This is a genomic window from Singulisphaera photorubra, from assembly GCF_045290345.1.
In the GTDB taxonomy this organism is placed as follows: Bacteria; Planctomycetota; Planctomycetia; order Isosphaerales; family Isosphaeraceae; genus Singulisphaera.
Window position 1 is genome coordinate 2398530 of sequence record NZ_CP155447.1, and the last position, 17431, is coordinate 2415960.

Annotated in this window: 1 protein-coding gene (running past one end of the window); it reads right to left on the bottom strand. The window is 63.6% G+C overall.

The window, feature by feature from the left end; all coding sequences use genetic code 11:
• A protein-coding gene (locus V5E97_RS09225) for a golvesin C-terminal-like domain-containing protein (protein WP_406699031.1) crosses the window boundary here: on the bottom strand, positions 1–17431 show its 3' portion. It continues 9899 nt past the right edge of the window; the window shows 17431 of its 27330 coding nt (coding positions 9900–27330); its start codon lies beyond the right edge, outside the window; the stop codon is at positions 1–3.

The following is a 17431-nucleotide window of genomic DNA, read 5'->3' on the forward strand; positions in this document are numbered from 1 at the left end:
TCAGTCCTTCTGGAAAGTGCCGCTCGCGTCCCGCCTTGATCGCCCGAGTGAGTTGGCCGTCCCCTCGGCCAGGCGGAGGGGACGGAGCCGATGAACGGGGCGGGGGTGGGGACGTCCGGTCACCCGCTGGGTGGGTGCGCCGATCGCCGTCTGGGGGCCGATCGGCCCCAGCGTCGAACCTGTCACGGGACTCGAGGCAAAAGCAAAAGGCGAGTCCTTCGTCGATGCGGTGGCGATGTTGAGGAGAATCCTCGCGGGTGCCTCGCCCGCCGTTGTTGGTTCGACTCGATCCAGCGTCTGGGGGACCCGCCTGACCCCGGGCCGCAACGACTCGGCCATCAGGTCGTCGGAGTCGGTGGGTCCGACGTGGCCAAGGCCCAGCAGATGGCCGAACTCATGTTCCAGGACGGTGAGCAAATCGATCCCGGCAGGGGTCGGGATTGTCGAGTCCGGGGCGAACTCGGAGTCTTCCTCGGGGGAGGGATCGAGGAACCAGCCGTATCCGGCGGCGCCGGCGTCGATCACGATTCCATCGATCCCGGCCGTGCCCAGTTCGTCGCCGGGGAGGTCGGCGATCTGAAGTCGTGCGGCCCGCAGGACCGTCAGTTGGGCGGCGTCGATGCCCGCGGCCTGCCAGCGTGCGATGGCGGCGTCGGCGATGGGCATCAGGTCGGCAAGAGAGAGCGATGTTTCGCCGGCCTGGGCGCTCGGGCTGCCCTCGGCCTGCAAGGCACTGGCGGTGGCGATGCGGACGGCGTCGGCGATCAGGAACCCGTCGCCGTCGTTCGCCAGCTCGACGCGGAGCGAGCCGCTGTTGATGGTGACCGTGCCCAGGCTTTGGAAGACCACCCCGCCGGTCGCCACCCCTCCCGTCGGCGCGTTGCGCTGATTGATTCGGACGGTCTTGATCAGGGTGTTGCCATCGTAGATCCGGTAGGGGGCGTTGGTAGCTCGGTTGCCGCCGGCGAGCCAGGTGACCTGAACGTCATAGCTGCTCGGCGTGAGGCCGGTTTGCTGCCATGAAGCAATGGCCGAACCGTCGCCCGGGGCGATATATCGTGCGGTTCCGCCGTATCCACCGGCGAAGCTGACCCACGAACCCGTCTGGCTGGACCCCGCCTGGCCGTCGTCGGCGATGACGACGATCGGTCCGGTGGGCGGTTCGCTGATTCGCATGGCATCGGCGATGACGAATCCGTCGCCGTCGTTGGCCAGGACGACACGGAGCACTCCGCTTTGGATGGAGAACAGGCCCAGGCTCTGGAATGCCAGGCCGCCCACCAAAGGCCCGGACGGCGCGGTCCGCTGATCGATCCGGATCGTGCCGACCAACACATTTCCGTCGTAGATCCGATAGGGGGCATTGCTGGCCCGGTTACCGCCGGCGAGCCAGGTGACCTGCACATCGTAGCTGCCTGGGATGAGGCCGGTTTGCTGCCAGGAGGCGGTGGCTGAGCCGTCGCCCGAGGTGATGTAGTGGGCCGTCCCGCCATAACCGCCAGCGAAGCTCACCCAAGGCCCGGCCTTGCTGTGCCCCGCTCCGTCGTCGATGACCAGCGGCAAGACCGGGGGCACCGGGGCGAGGACGGCAACCCGGACGGCGTCGGCGATGACGTAGCCGTCGGCGTCATTCCCCAGGACCACGCGGAGCGAGCCGCTGGCGGTTGCGAACACGCCCAGGCTCTGGAACGTCACGCCACCGGTTGTCACTCCTCCGGCCGGTGCGTTGCGTTGATTGAGCCGGATGGTACTGATCAGGGTGTTGCCGTCGTAGATCCGGTAGGGGGCGTTGGTGGCCCGGTTGCCACCGGGGAGCCAGGTCACTTGCACTTCGTAAGAGCCGGGCGTGAGCCCTGCTTGGAGCCAGGCCGCGGTGGCCGAGCCGTCCCCGGGCGCGATGTAGCGGGCCGTGTCACTATAGCCGCCGGTGAAGTTGATCCACGCCCCGGCCTGACTGTGCCAGGGGGTCCCATCGTCGACGACGGCCGGGAGCACCGGGGCCGAAGTCTCAATGCGTGCGGTGTCGGCGATGACATAGCCGTCGGCGTCGTTGCCCAGGACCACACGGAGCGAGCCGCTGGCGGTTGCGAACACGCCCAGGCTCTGGAACGTCACGCCGCTGGTCGTCGCGCCGCCGGCTGGTGACAGCCGCTGGTTGATTCGGACGATTTTGAGCAGTGTGGCTCCGTCATAGATCCGGTAAGGGGCGTTGGTGGCGCGGTTGCCGCCGGGGAGCCAGGTCACCTGCACTTCGTAGGAACCGGGCGTGAGGCCCGATTGGATCCAGGTGGTTGTGGCTGAGCCGTCTCCTTGGGTGATGTAGCGGGCGGTGCCGCCGTGCCCGCCGGCGAAGCCCACCCAAGGGCCGGTGCCGCTGTATCCTGGATGGCCTTCGTCGACGAGGGCCGGGAGCACCGGGGCCGAGGCCGCGAGCCGCACGGCGTCGGCGATGACGTAGCCGTCAGCGTCATTGCCCAGTTCGACGCGGAGCGAGCCGCCGGTGATGGTGACGGTCCCCAGGCTTTGGAACACCACACCGCCCAATGTCAGACCCCCCAAGGGCGTGCTGCGTTGATCGACTCGCACGGTCTTGAGCAGTGTGTTGCCGTCATAGATCCGATACGGTGCGTTGGTCGCGCGGTTGCCGCCGGCAAGCCAGGTCACCTGCACCTCATAAAGGCCGGCCGCCAGACCCGTTTGCAGCCAGGCGGCCGTGGCCGTGGCCGCGCCAGCGGTCGGAGCCGCGAAGCGAGCCGTACCACCATGCCCGCCGGCAAAACTGACCCAGGTTCCGGTCCCGCTGTACCCCGGGCCGCCATCGTCGATGACCACCGGCGTACTCCCCGCGCTCGCCACCGTCCAGGTGTAACTGATCGGGGCGCCGATGTTGCCGGCCAGATCGATGGACCTCACCAGGAAGGTGTGCGTTCCGGAGGACAGGCCGGCATAAGTCTTCGGGCTGGTCGCCGGAACAAAGGGGCCACCATCAAAGCTTACCTGGTAGGTCAGATTGCCGGCCGCCGTCAGGTCGTCCGTGCCCTTGAAGGTGAACGTCGCCGTCGTCGAGCCATCAATGGCCGGCGGCTGGCCGAGGAACGACACCGTGGGGGGCGTCGCGTCGCCCACCAGCGAGAATTGCCGGTCGCCACCGGCTTGGCCGTTCCCGTCGCCGTCGAGGGCCTGCCCGTGGCCGTCGAGCACGTGAGCCGCGACGACCGTGAGCTGGTAGTTGTTGTTTGCCAGGGCGCCGAGCACCACTCCCGGGCCGGTGAAGGTCAGGCGAGCGACGGTCTGCCCGTTCTGGTAGGTGGTGCCGACTTGCAGACCGATGTCGAGGTTGTCGCTCAACCGGGTCAACCGCAGCGCCCCTGGCTCGAGAAACACGGTGCCGATGAGCGTTACGGTGATCGAGGTAATCGGCGCTGGCTGAGTCGAGCCATCGTTGAAGACCACGCCCTGGATCGTGGCTGAGTTCTGGTTTGGCGTGACGGTCACCGCCACCGTGCCGGTGGTCGACTGCGAGCCGGACTGCCCGGCGGCCTGAAATTCGACTGCGAAGTCGAGCGACTTGGTCCCTGTGTACCCGGTTCGCGGAGTGAACTGGACGGTGTGGCCGTCGGCGAGGAGCACGGCCGAGACGTCGGGGGCGCCAACGACGCTGAAGCTCAGCGTTTGCCAGTTCGTCGGCTGCGACTGCAACAGAGCACGCAGGTCGAGTTGAGTCGGCGTGTTTTGCGGCGTCGAGACCTGCCCGGCGGCCGGGATAACGATGACGTCGGCTGTGGCGTTGGTCGTGCCGCCATCCTTATCGACGATGCGCCCCTTGATCGTGTATGTGCCGACGCGAGTCACCGGCAACGCGGCGGATGCGCTGGGGACACCGCCGGCGAAGGTGCCGTCGCCAAGGTCCCAGATGCCGTCATTGTTGAAGTCGTAACTATAACGGAATCCAGCGGAGGCATCCGTACGGGACGGGTCCGCCGGGTTCGAGAACCCGACCGTCGCGGCTCCGGGCGAGGCGGGTGACAAGGCACCGAACGCGGCCGTCGGCGCAACGTTGGTGACGGTCACCGTCATGAGGCTGACGGTGACGCTCGCGTCGAGTCCGTCGGAGACCGTGGCCCGGATCAGATAGGTTCCATTGTCGGCGTAGGCGTGGCCGAACGAAAAAGCGTGGCCTGTGACGGTCGCCGGCAAGACCGTGCCGTCGCCGTAGTCGATGAGGGCGGTCCAGGTATCGGTGCCTGGGTCGGTGAAGGCGGCCGAGCCGGTGAGCGACGCCCCCTCGGCCAGCGTGAGAGCCGTCGGTTGAGTCGTGATGACCGGCTTCACGTTGGCGACGGCGACGGTCCGTTCGGTGAAGGATGAACCACCGTTGGTGCTGACCTGGAACCGGACTGTGTAGTTGCCCTCGCCCGGTGGGGTGAACGTGAAAGTGGAAGCCGTCCCGGCCGAGTGAATCACTTCGCTGATCGAGTACCCGTTCGGGCCGGTGACCACCCAGGTGACAGTCGCCGTCTCGTCCGGCCCGGGGTCGAGGAAGGTCCCGTTGAGCACGACCGGCGATCCCTCCTGCGAGTTGGCCGGGGCCGTGACCCCGAGGATGTGCGGCGGCAGGTTGCGGAACTGAAGCCTAGCCAGGGTGGTGTTGTAGACGCTGAGGTTGGCGTTGTCGGTGACGGTGAGCCGAACCCAATAAACGCCGGTAGTCAGCACCGAGAAGGCGAAGTCGGCGCCGTTGCCGCTGGTCTGGAGCGTGGTCTGGTCGGCCTTGAAGACTTGCCACAGGTAGCTATACGAGTTGTTGAATCCGCCTGGATCGGTGAATGTCGTTCCCAAGATCGCGTGGTAGTGGGCCGTGTTTCCCACATTGATGGTCTGATCGACGAGCGTGACCCCGGACGGAGGCGCGGCGGCGACTGCGATCGGGATGGTGACGGTCGTGACCCCGAGGTCCTTGTCCGGCACCGTCACGGTGACGATGTAAGATCCGCCCGCCGGCGTGAACAGGGGCGGGATAAAGCTGAACGGTGTTCCTGAGACGGCCGTTCCAGAGGCGAAGAAGTTGCCCGGGCCGGTCACAGTCCAGGTCCCGGTGAGGCCGGTCGAATCCGCGGCACCCGGGTCTGAGAACATCGGCGTTAGGCTGACCGTGCTTCCTTCAAAGATGGTCCCGGTCGGAGGAGGCACGGAGAGAATTGGGTCGGCGTTAGCCACGTTGATCAGGACACTGCTCGGGCTGACCGAGGCGCCGTCCTTATCGGTGACGGTGAGAGAAATCGTGTAGATGCCGTTATCGGTCGGTGTGAAGGAGGGATTCGCCCCCCAGCCAGCTGTATTCACCACCTGGCCGTTCGAGGCGGTGACGGTCCAGGCATAGCTGTTGCCCGTCAAGTCGGTACCACCAGGGTCTGACGCGTTGGCATGAAGCGTGATCGGCGTCCCCTCGATTGGCGAGGCCGGGCCAAAAGTCACATTCGCCGTCGGCGCGACGTTGGTCACGCGGACCGCGACCGTGTCCGTGAAGGTTTGTCCGGCCACCGTGACGGTGACCGTGATCGTGTAGATACCGTTGTCGCCCGGAGTGAACACGACAAGATTGTTGGTCCCGCTCGAAGCACCAACGATCGGTCCCCCCGCAACGGTCCAGGCGATCGTATACGCCGTGCCCTCCGGCAAGCTTACACTGACCAGGCTCGTGACCGCCTCATTCTCCAGCCGAGGCGAGCTGAACCCAAGGTCCGGCCCGGCGTACAGGACCTGAGCGTTGCCCAGGTCGATCCCCTGCGCGATCTCTCCCCCCTTCAAGGTTACCGCCAATCGCCCGGGTACGAACGGAATGATTTTCCGCCATTTATTAGTGTTTGTGTCGTCTCTTGTGTAATAGTATAGATTGCCGTTAATGCTTGTGAGGTGCGTTGGATTGGAGCCGTAGGTCCTTGGATTGATGTCAGTCAAGCGGATTGCGGCCGAACCGGTGATCCGCCAAAGCTCCATTCCCGCCCCGTCTCCGCCGTCGCCCGAGATGTACAGGGCACCGTCGACGGACCATAGCTTTTCGACGTTCAAGAATCCATTGGTGGTGGACCCGACCGTCACCTTGGTTACGGTTCCTCCGGAATAACGATACAGGCCATTATTGAATTGGTCTATTGCCGTGAAGTAAACGTCAGATCCAACGCTTGTGAAGGTTGTCGGATTGGAACTGCCCCCCCCCGGATTGATGTCGGCGAGTCGGGTCGCGGTCGAGTCGATGATCCGCCATAGTTCCTCCCCCGCCCCGTCTCCACCGTCTGCAACCACAAAGGTTGTCCCCTCGATCAGCGTCAATAAGCGGGGAGACGCCAGTCCATTCTGAGAGGTCCCAGTCGCAACCTTCGTCACCGTCGCCCCGTCATATCGCCAGACCCAAATCAGGCTCTGGCCGTCCTGTGCTGAGAAGTAGACGTTGGTTCCAGAACCTGTGATCTCTGTCGTGTGGTTAGGGTACGAGCTATTCTCTCCAGGGGCGATATCGCTCACACGCGTTGCTGTCGTCCCGTTGTATTGCCACAGTTCCGTCCCCGTTCCATCGCGGCCATCTGCGTTGAAATATAATGTGTCGTTGATAATGTCTAGGTTGTAAATCAAGTAAACGGGATCTTCCAGAGTTCCTACGAGGATCTGAGTCAGGTTCGCCCCGTCGTATCGCCACAAATACATACTGCTGCCGGGGGAGTCTTGGCTCGTGAAATAGAGGTCGTTGTTTACTGTGGCGTTGTCGGAGTTTGGGTGAAACGCTCCGGACCCCTGCGTCGAGCCTCTCACTACTCGGGTCGTCGTCGTACCCAGGATTTGCCAAAGTGACTGCCCCGCCCCGTCATTTCCATCGCCGATAAAGTAGAGGCCGTTGTTCGTGGTTATGCTAAGCCCAATAATGCTTCCGACAAACGGACTCCCAGTGGTACCCACCGTGATTTGGGTAAGGGTCGTCCCATCGTACTGCCAGACTCCTTTTCCGCCCTGCGGATTGCAGGTTGCATAGAAGTAGAGATTGTTTTCAAAAATAGTAAAGCCCCAAGGGTTGGACCCGAGGACGCCAGGGTTCAAGTCACCAACCAGCGTCGCCGTGACCCCGTCGAATCGCCACAATTCTTGACCTCGGCCGTCTCCCATGTTGTCTACGAAATAGAGAGAATTTTTGAATGGGATAGGCGTGTACGGATACGGATTTGTGCTATTTGCTAGTTCTGGAGCCGGCATCAGCACGTAAGTGCTTCCGGTGAACGTGTGAGCCCATGAAGGTGGGTTGATTTCTCCAACAAGGTAAGTCCCTGGTTGAAGATTAGTAAACGCGTAGCGACCGTCGACGTCGGTGATCGTCCTCGGTTCGCCGAGATCAAAACCTCCACTATTATTCAGATCGAGGTAGATCGTGACTCCCTCGATCCCAGGTTCATTTGCATCCTGATTGCCGTTTTTGTTGAGATCATTGAAGGTAATCCCGGTAAGGTGATTTGGTGTAGCGGGAACCTGGTTGGTCGTATTCCCTGGCCGAGCGTATATGCCAACGCCGTTGCCATTATCGCCTGACCATGACCAGATGATAAGGAATCCGCCCTCACTCAAGCCGGTAATAGCTGGATGTAATTGGATCGGATTTGGGTAGACGGAGATGAGGGAGTCGGTGTTGGCACGGAATTCTCCGCCTACCGGTGTCCCATTCGCCCGGTATTGCTGTGCATATACACCATCGTGGCCGCCATCCTGGTTTAATGAGGACCAGGTAATGAGAAATCCGCCGTCTGCTAAGCCAGCCACGCTCGGTTGATTCTGGGTGTCGTTGGTGTAGGTGTTAACGCGGAATTCGCCGCCTACCGGTGTCCCGTCGGCCCGGTATCGCTGTGCGTATACACCGGTGCTGTTACCGTCCTGGTTTACCGAGGACCAAGTAATGAGGAACCCGCCGCCGGTTAGGCTGGCCACGCTTGGTTGATATTGGAGGCTGTTGGTGTAGGTGTTAACGCGGAATTCGCTGCCGGCTGGTGTACCGTCTGCCCGATATTGCTGCGCGTGCACGCCGATCTCGCTGCCGTCCTGGCCGTACGATTCCCAAGTAATGAGGAACCCGCCGTCGGCCAGGCCAGCCACGCTCGAATTATACTGGACGTTGGTGGTATACGAGTTGACGCGGAATTCCCCATGGAGCGGTGTGCCGTCCGCCTTGTATTGCTGTGCATACACACCGAAGCTGTTGCCGTCCTGGTCTACCGAGGACCAAGTGATGATGAACCCGCCGTCGGCCAGGCTAGCCACGCTTGGTTGATCTTGGCTGCGGTTGGTGTAGGTATTGACGCGGAACTCACCGCCGGCCGGTGTCCCATCGGCCCGGTATCGCTGCGCGTACACACCAAAGTCGCTGCCGTCCTGGCCTAACGAAGCCCAGGTGATGAGAAATCCGCCGTCGTTCAGGCCAGCCACGCTTGGTTGATACTGGATGCTGTTGGTGAAGGTGTTGACGCGGAATTCGCCGCCAACCGGTGTCTTGTCGGCCCGGTATCGCTGCGCGTACACACCAAAGTCGCTGCCGTCCTGACCGCTCGAGTCCCAAGTAATCAGGAAGCCGCCGTCGCTAAGCTCGGCGACACGCGGTTCATTCCACGAACCACTCAAGTTGAAGGTGTTGGCCCGAAATTCCTCGCCCAACTCCGGTGGAGTGTTCGTCGGTGGGAGGGCCATCTGATGAACCAGCACGTCAAACGTTTGTCTGGCTGTCCGCCCGCCCGGCCCATACAGGCTGGGCCCGTCCGTGGCGATGACTGTGACATAGATGCCCCCAGCGAAGCTGGGAGCGGCCGTGAGAACGAGCTTGTCACCAACCACGGTCGCCATCACATTGGGATTGCTCGAGGTTGCGGTGTAGGTCACCGACGGTAGGAACAAGGCACGCGGCGTGACCGCGCCCGGGACGGTCGCCACCGTCTGGGACGAGGTCGGAGACGTATAACGAACGATGGCGTTGGAAATCGATACATACAGACTGCCGTCGGCCGGGTCGAACCGTAACCAGTAGGGTCTGCTGGCCGCGTCGGTTGGCAGCGATAGGTAATCGTTCAGGTAAGCTCCAGTCGAGCCATCGTACCGTCTGACTCGATTTTCACCGCCTGGGTTGCCGTTATTAGTGGCGACGTACAGGTTGCCGTCCGGGCCGAAAGCGAGGCCGAATGGGTTGATCAGCCCGCCTGGCACGAAGAGCGCGGAGGATCGACCGGGAGCGGGCAATGCGGCCCCAGTCCGTCCGTCGAAGCGCATTACGTGGGCCTCCGACGTTGTCACGTAGAGGTGGCCGTCTGGCCCCAGCGTCATTCCGCGGATGCCCTCGGTCAGTGTTACGAACGTACTCGGCAAGGTGCCGCCAGCTTGGTCGAACCTCAGGATTTTGCCATTATTGCCGGCGTACAGCCGCCCATCAGCCCCGAAGACGAGGTCGCCGATCGTCGATCCCAGGTTATTGGTCCAGAACAACGCACCGGAAAGGCCAGGTGCGGGCATCGGCTGGCCGGTCTTGGCGCTGTAGCGGTAGATGTTACCCCCGTTGCTCCCGGCGATATAAACGTTGCCGTCCGGGCCGAGCACTGCCGCACCGTGGTCCGCGATAACCGCATTAGCGACCAGCGTCACCGGCTGACCGGGAACCCCGGATTGGCGGTCGAAACGCAGGATCGAGCCGGCCGCGTCCACGAGCATGACGTTGTATTCTGGATCGGCGGCAGCCAAGGGGATGACCATCTGCTGACCGGAGTTCAGCGTCACCGGTCCCAGCGGCGTCATGGTGGGGGCCTGGTTGGCGTCGAAGCGCAACCCGGTCCCCAGCCGGGCCTGAAGCACCGTCAGGTCCGCGGCGAACGCCGCATTACCCAGTGGGTTGCGTTGGAGGTCGAGCGAAGTAAGGTTCGGCAACTCCAGCCGCGTCCCGGTGGACGTGAGTGGCCGCTCGAACCGCAGTGCGTCGGCCGACAGCAGTCCGGTCCCGGCGTTTGCCAGAACGACATGGAACGTCCCGTCCGAACCGGTGGTGAACGTCCCCAACTTCTGCCAGGGCCGGCCGCCGTACTGCGATCCGCTTGGCGCGTATTGTTGTGAGACGTCCACGGTCCCCAGTAGGCCGGCTGCCCCACCCGAGATGCTGTACCGGGCTTTCTCCGTCCGGCCCTCGCCCTCGGTCCAGGTGACATACAGGTCGTACTCGGTGTTCGGCAGCAGGCCGGTCACGTTGTAGGTGGCGGTATTGGCGGCATCGGCGTAGGCCGGCAGCAACCGGTAGTCGCCACCGAATGCCCCAGGATTTGGCCCCCCCACCCAGGCCGTGCCTGTGAGACTGAAGCCCGCGTCCGCATTGTCCACCACCGCCATGCCGGTCAGGCGGTCCACCCGCCTGATCTGATTACCCGCCAACTCGAGGTTTGTGAGCGCTGGCAACCAGGGCAGGACGCTGATGTCACTTAGACCTGTGTTGTTCAAGGCCAGCGATTGCAGCGTCTCCAATTTCTGGAGTGGGGCCAGGGAGGTCGTCGTGCCGAGGATGATGTTATTGAGGCTCAGCCACTTCAGGTCGCCCACCCCGCCCGTCAACACTGGCGACGTGGTCCCGATGGCGTAGTCCGGCGTCAGCGGTGCCAGGTCATAGTCCGTATCGGCCACTCCAGGGTTGTCGGCACTGAAGTAGACCAGGCTGGTCAGGGTCTTGAGGGCGTCGAGCGGAGTGCGGCCCGATGACCCCGTTGGGCTGATCTCACTGTCGTACTCCGGCAGGGTGGCGAAGTCCATTTCCAGGAACCGGAGGTGCGATGTCCCAAGCTGCTCGCCTGTCTCGCTGTCGTGGCGAACTCCGACTTCCAGAGGAGCCAAGCCATTGGTGAGCTTGATTGGGTTGCCATTGCCATCTAGATGCGGCTTCGTCCAGTTGAGACCCAGGTATTCCAGGTTCGTCGCGTACTCCAGCCCGGTCAGGTCGGTCACAACCGGCGAGAGATACAACTCCACAAGTTGGGCCAGGTCCGACGCGTACAACGACCTCGACAAATGCAGATTCTTGTCCGAGTCGGCTACCGTCAGGCCCAGCGCTTTGGCGACGTCTAGAGCTGGGGTGGTAGCCTCCGCAGTCATGAGGTACACCACGGGATTCTGCGAGGGAGCGACCGTGCTGATCCGTTCAGCCGCTGGCGGGGCGGAGAGATTGGGGTTGTCGGTCGGGCCGAAGTCGACCACCTCCACCAACTCGCCGATGAAAGTGTCGATGCCGCTGTCGCCGACCAAGCGATCGAGCTGGGCGTTGCCGGCGACTGTGTCGTTCCCCTCGCCGCCGCGGACCTCGTCGCGGTCGGTCGGCTTATCCGCGGCGCCCCACATTGGCGGGGCGATCTCCAGGGTGAAACTCCGACTCTCCGGTGAATAAGACGAGAGGCCCCGGCTCGCCAGTGGGTCGTAGACGCGGACGTAGTATTTCCCGGCGGAGAAGTCGCGCGTGTCGACGACCCCGGCCGCAGTCGCCAGCCGGCGACCAGTGCTGCTGACCACATCGGCCACAACGCCTGGCCGCTCCTTGGTCACGATCTCCAGGCGGTTGGTCCCATCCGCAAGCAGAATGAGCGGGGTGGTCGTGTTCGACCACTTCAGCCGCAGCCCGATTCGTGTCCGGCCGAGTTCGAGGGCTTTCCGGATCGCGTTGCCCAGGTCGAACTGAGAGGTGAAACTACTGCCGGGGTCGCTCGTATAAACCTTCGAGGTCGGCGTGCCGAGATCGGTTCGACTCGATGTAGCGTTTGCATCGGCCCCATTCGGTTCCAGGTCGAGGATCTCCAGGCTGAGGGTCCCTGTGTTATTCGTGCCCAGGTTGCTCAGGTGCAAGTAAAAGATCGCCGACTCAATCTGGGTGGGATTCTCGACGAGTGCCAGGAGCGTCGCGAAATTGAACTGAATCATCGTGAACCGGGTCGCGCCTGCCGACTGATCCCCCCCCACGATTCCCAGGGCGGTCCCTACGTTCACCTCCGAGTATCCTCCGCTGCCGTTGGGCGCGTAGGTGGTGAAGCTGTCGGAGATCGAACTGGCCGAAACCAAGGTGTCGGCGGTGGCGGACCCGGTTGGCGAACTGGTGTAGAGGGTCCGCTGGGCAGGTCGCGAAGCCTGCTCTCCACCGGTGCCCGGTTGCGTACGCAACCGAATCTGCTCGCCGGATGCACCGTCGCCCAGCGTGGTAAACTGGTACCAGCGTTCCAGCTCGGACAAGTTCAGGTCGTCGAAGTCCACGGTCATGGCGCCGCGCACGCCGATGCCGACCTCGCCGGCATTCACCCGGTCCGGGAAGGTGAAGCGAGTCTTGACCTTGTAGGAGTTGTTGGAGGCATCGTAGACGCTCAGCTCAACCGCCGCGCCGGCTCCCGTGAGCCAGAGCCGATAGTCCTGCCCGATTGAGACGTCGGCATCGCTCTGAGACATATGGTTCCAGCCGGTCGCATTGCGGACGCCGATTTCCCAGTAGTATCGCGTCTGGTTGCCATTGTCTGCCGAAGGGGGCTCGAAGCGGACGCCCGCGTATTTGTAGTCCGTCGGTCCCTTGTAGTCAAAGACGAGGAATGCGCCGACCTTCCCCTGCAAGGACTGAATCCTTAAAGTCGCCTCGGCTCGCCAGGAATCGGCCAGGCGGCTCCCCGAGGGGGAGTTGAAGTCGATCAGCAACGACAGGGCGTCGGTGTCCACGCCTGAACTGGCCCGATAGCGGCGGTTCATGTTGGGCGTACTACCCACGTCGAGCACCGTCCAATCGGAGCGATTAATGGCCTTCAGGCCGAGAGGGTCCACACCGGGTTGGAGCGTGGCGCCGGTGAAGTTGATCGGCCCAGTGGCACGGAGACTTCCCAGGGTCGAGATCGGTTGGCCGGTTCCCGGATCGACCAGATAGCTGCCGCCGCCGCCGCCCGGGATCGTGTGGTTGACGATCGGCTCGAAGGTGTTGGGCAGCGGTACGGTTCCGATCTGGCCGCCGTAGACGACATAGATGCGGCCCGCATTCGCGGTCGTCTGGACGGTCGAGACGGTGGCCGAGGGAGCTCCCACGAGCAACTCGTCAGCCCGGTTGCCGTCGAGGTCGAGTCGCGGCGACGTGGGGAGGACCCCGAAGCCGTCGGCGCCCGTCTCGCCTTGAAGATAGGCGTTTGCATCACTGAGCCGGGACGCCTTGGGTGGGCCGACAGACTTGACCGAACCCACGCCGGCGAAGACATAGACTCGGCCTGCGTAGTCGACCGAGGTCATCCCTGCGGCGCGGTTGGTCAGCGATGTTCCCTCGGTGACGTTCGGCGTGCCGACTGCCAGGTCGGTCACTCCATCGCCGTCGAAGTCGCCTGCGGTCACCGATAACGCCCCCCAGGCCACGGCGCCTGAGCCTGACACCAGATTCCGACTGACCGAGACCAGGAGAACGTTCGTCGTTCCAATCGGGACAGACCCAGGAGTATTTAGGAAGGGTGACGTGCTGGCGCCATTGGACTTGTAGTCGCTCGAGCCGCTGAGGACGAACACACTGCCGGCGCCGTGGCTGCCGGCGAAGTTCTCGAAGACGCGACCGAAGGCGATGTCGTCGTAGCCGTCACGGTTGAGGTCGCCGACGGAGTAGGCGGCGCCCAGTCCGAAGTCACGCCAACCGTAGCTGGCCGAGCCGGACAGGTCGTAGACGGTCGTACTCGCATCGTTCATCGCCAAGGCGCCGCCGAGGAACAGGTAGGCCGTGCCCAGGTTCCCGGATCCGTTTGGCAGCGACACTTGCGTTTTCTCGTCGACGACAAGAAGGTCCATTTTCCTGTCAGCATTAACATCCCCGACGACGGCCGACTGGAACGACCAGTTCGGCTGCGTCACCGGATTGAGTGTCAGCGCCAGTGCCGCGTCGGCGGCGGTAAAGGGACCGGTCCTACCGTTGAGCTTCTTGCCGAGGAACAGATAGCCAACGGTGATGGTCGGCCCGCTGTCGCTCACGCCTTTGTCGGGCTTGAGGATCAGCACGTCATCCAGGCCATCGCCGTCGTAGTCGAAGACCTGCACCTGGAGATCGGGCCGGGACCAGTCGGCGGTTCCGAGATTGATGCGCTTGATGTTGGGCGTGCCGGTGTCGAGGTGGTTGCCAGCCGGAGTGGCGGTGCCGGGCACGATGCGAACCTCGGCGCCATTGGCCACTGGCTTGACAAAAACCAGATCGTTGCGGACCTTGCTGTCGGCGTCGCTCAGGATGTTACCAAACGACCGTGCCGGCAACCCCAGTGCTGTCGCTCCCACGGCGTCGGAGATGAGCTGAGCCTGCCCCGGTACTCGGTACAAGGGAGTCAGTCGGGCGATGTCGTCGGGCTGGGCCGATTCCGAATACGACCAGTTCGAGCCGCGCACCCTCATGACCGGAAGGCCGTTGTTTGGGATTTTCGTATCGGCACGAAAGAGCGTATTGGGATCGATCGGACCGAAGAGGATATAGCTGTTCCAGCCGCCGCCGGAGTTATCGGCGGGGCGCGGCGAGGAAGGGTCATAACTGGGGCTGACCAGGTAGTCGGCAACGCCGTCACCGTTGAAGTCGCCGATGCTCGTCACCTGGCCAAGACGATTGTCGGCCCCGGCGCCTTCGAGTGCCTGAGTGTTGGCGACGGACACTACCGACTGTGTCGGCCCCGCCAAGGGCAATGTCGTACCGGTGAACTGCCAGTTCCGTGTCGGGGCGGCGACCCCGACGGCGTAGGTGGCGAAATCGTAGGAGTGGGCGCTAGACGTTATCGGCGGGCCTGTGACCTCAGGTGTGCCGGCCAGCAACGCGGCCGGCACAACACCCACGGCCATCACTCCGCCGAAGACCTTGTCGTCGCCGCCATTGCCCAGGACGTGATCGTCGCCCTCGCCGCCAGCGAGGTAATCCGCCGAGCTCCCCCCCTGGATCACGTCGTTCCCAACTCCGCCATAGACGATCTTGATGCCGGAGGCGATGCCGCCGCTGACCCCTGTGGCCCGCACCTCGGTACTGGCGAACGCCGAGGCCCCCGCCTGGAGGTCGCCGCGCGAGATCCCCCACGACTCACCCCCCAGCATGTAGCCGCCGTCCATGTGCAGCACGTCTTGGCCCCCCAGCAGGTCGATCAGGGTGCCGGAGAGGTCGCGGGCTTGGAAGTAGGCGTATCGCACCGCGTAGAGCCCGGATGAGGCGTCGTAGACGAAATGGCCGGTGGTCGAATCCCGGACCAGGGCCCCGACCCGATAGCGCTGGAGGAATCGGTCGTAGCCAACAACGATGAAGTCGTTCCCGCTATCCTCGGGATTGACGTCGCTACCCTCCTTGTCGCCGCTGCCCCGGAGGTAGGCTCGGTCGTAGCCGCCGCCACCGACGAAGAGGTCGGCCCCGCCGAATCCAGGGTCTTGGCCGCGGCCGGTGGCCGGGTCGGCCGGCAGGTCATCGGGAAGGATCTGGAACAGGTCGTCCCCCGCGCCGCCGAAGAGCAGGTCGCCGGTCTGGTGGTCGAGCCCGCCGACGAGCACGTCGTTGCCGTCGCCTCCGAAGATCCAGTCCGCCCCCGATCCGCCGATCAGCGTGTCGTTGCCCGCCCCGCCCACGAGGACGTTGCGGAAGTCAGGCAGCGGGCCGGCGGCCATTGACACGACACGGTCTGTCAGCCCCAGATCCAACACCGATCGGATGGCCGGCGAAGACGCGGAGGTCAGCTCGAAAGCGGCGGGATTGATCGCTGCATCGGCCGAGAGATTAGTCACGCGCAGGAAGTAGGTCCCATCGATTCGGTCGGTGAAGTCCAGCGTCCCCGTTCCGGCCGCGGCCGAGACTGACTCAAGCCTCACCTTGTTGGCGTTGTACAGATCGAGCTGGAGCGTTTTGGATGGGTCGAATCGCCCCTGAGCGTCCAACGCTCGGAGCCGGAACCCCTTGCCGGTGATGCCAACGGCATCCACTGTGAACCGGAACCAGACGCCGTCCTGAGTGGTGCCAACCGGAACCAGCGGGAGTGCCTGCCGCACCGGCTGGACGTAGTCGAGCCCCGGCAATACGTAGGCGCTGGCCTGCGAAGTATTGCCCGAGGGCGCCGGTTGGCCAACGTTGGTGAGCAGTTCATACCGCGCGGCCGTGGCCGATGCCGGATTACCCGTGGCGAACCGAACGCCCAAGAGGTAGCCGACGCCGGAGGGGTCGGCCACGGCGTTAGGGAATTCGTAGAGGGTCGAGCCTCCGATGGGGATGACGGACACCGGGACGACCGCGGTCCCGGTCGGGTCGAGCAGGATCAGATTCAGGACGGAGGAGGGCGTCAGGTTGTTGAGGGTGAACTGGAGCTTCGTTCCCGCGGAGGCCGTGAACCGGAACCAGTCCTGATCGGTGGGGCTACTGAGCGTCAGGTTCGTCAGTCGGCCCACCGAGGGCAGACCTTCAAGGGCGTAGGCTGTAGTCAGCGTGTTATTAGGCTCGGTCCGGTCGGCTCCCGCGGCCAGGAAAACGTCGAGTCGGTAGTCCGACGGGATCCCGGAAGGGGCGTTGTTGAACCAGGTTTCGACCCGGAGGTAATAGAGTGTGTTGGCCGCGAGGCTTCCCAGGTCCAGACTTCCCGTGAACGAGCTGAACAGGTCGCCGGCCGCGCCGGCCACCGTCAACTTGAAGCCGAGGTTGGCGATGTCGTGTCCGGCGATAACAGAGAGTACATCCCCCGGCGATGGAGCCGCCGACAATGTGAACTGATACCAATCGGTGTCCGGCTTGTCGGCGCGGTTGCTATCGATCGTCAGCCCGGTGAACGATCGGCTCGCTGATAACGTGCCCAGTGGATAGGCCCCAGCGATGCCCTTGGTCGGATCGGCGAACTGTGCGTCGTTGCGCTGGTTGACCGGATCAGTTCGATCGGGCAAGAAGGCCAACGCCGGTCGCACGGTGATCGTGTCGTTGCCGTCGCCGCCATCCACCCACACCGTTTTCTGAACCGTCTGATCGATGGTGATCTTGTCATTGCCGGCGCCGGCGTCGATGAGGATGGCCTGGAAATCCGCTTCAGGACCGAACACCTTCCGCACGATGTCGACCGCGCTCAGGTTCAGCGCGGCGAAGCGGCCCAGGGAGTTCTCCTCGGTCAGCGACACACCATCGGCCTGGTTGAAATAGGTCGATTGGACGTCGAGGAACTGGTCCAAATTGCCGTGAATCGAGCGGGGATTTTGTTGCGCGTCCGTGGTGAAGGCGTCGAACGAGTCAAACCCGTTGAACCTCGGGTCGAATGCGCCACTGGTGCTGAAGCTCACCAGATGCCGACCATAGAGCGGATTGTAGGGGTTGGTGATGTAGCTGACCGTGATTGTGTCGTCGCCGGCCGTCCCGCCGAGATACCACACTTTGTTGCTCTGTTTCGCGTATTCCTTCCAGGCC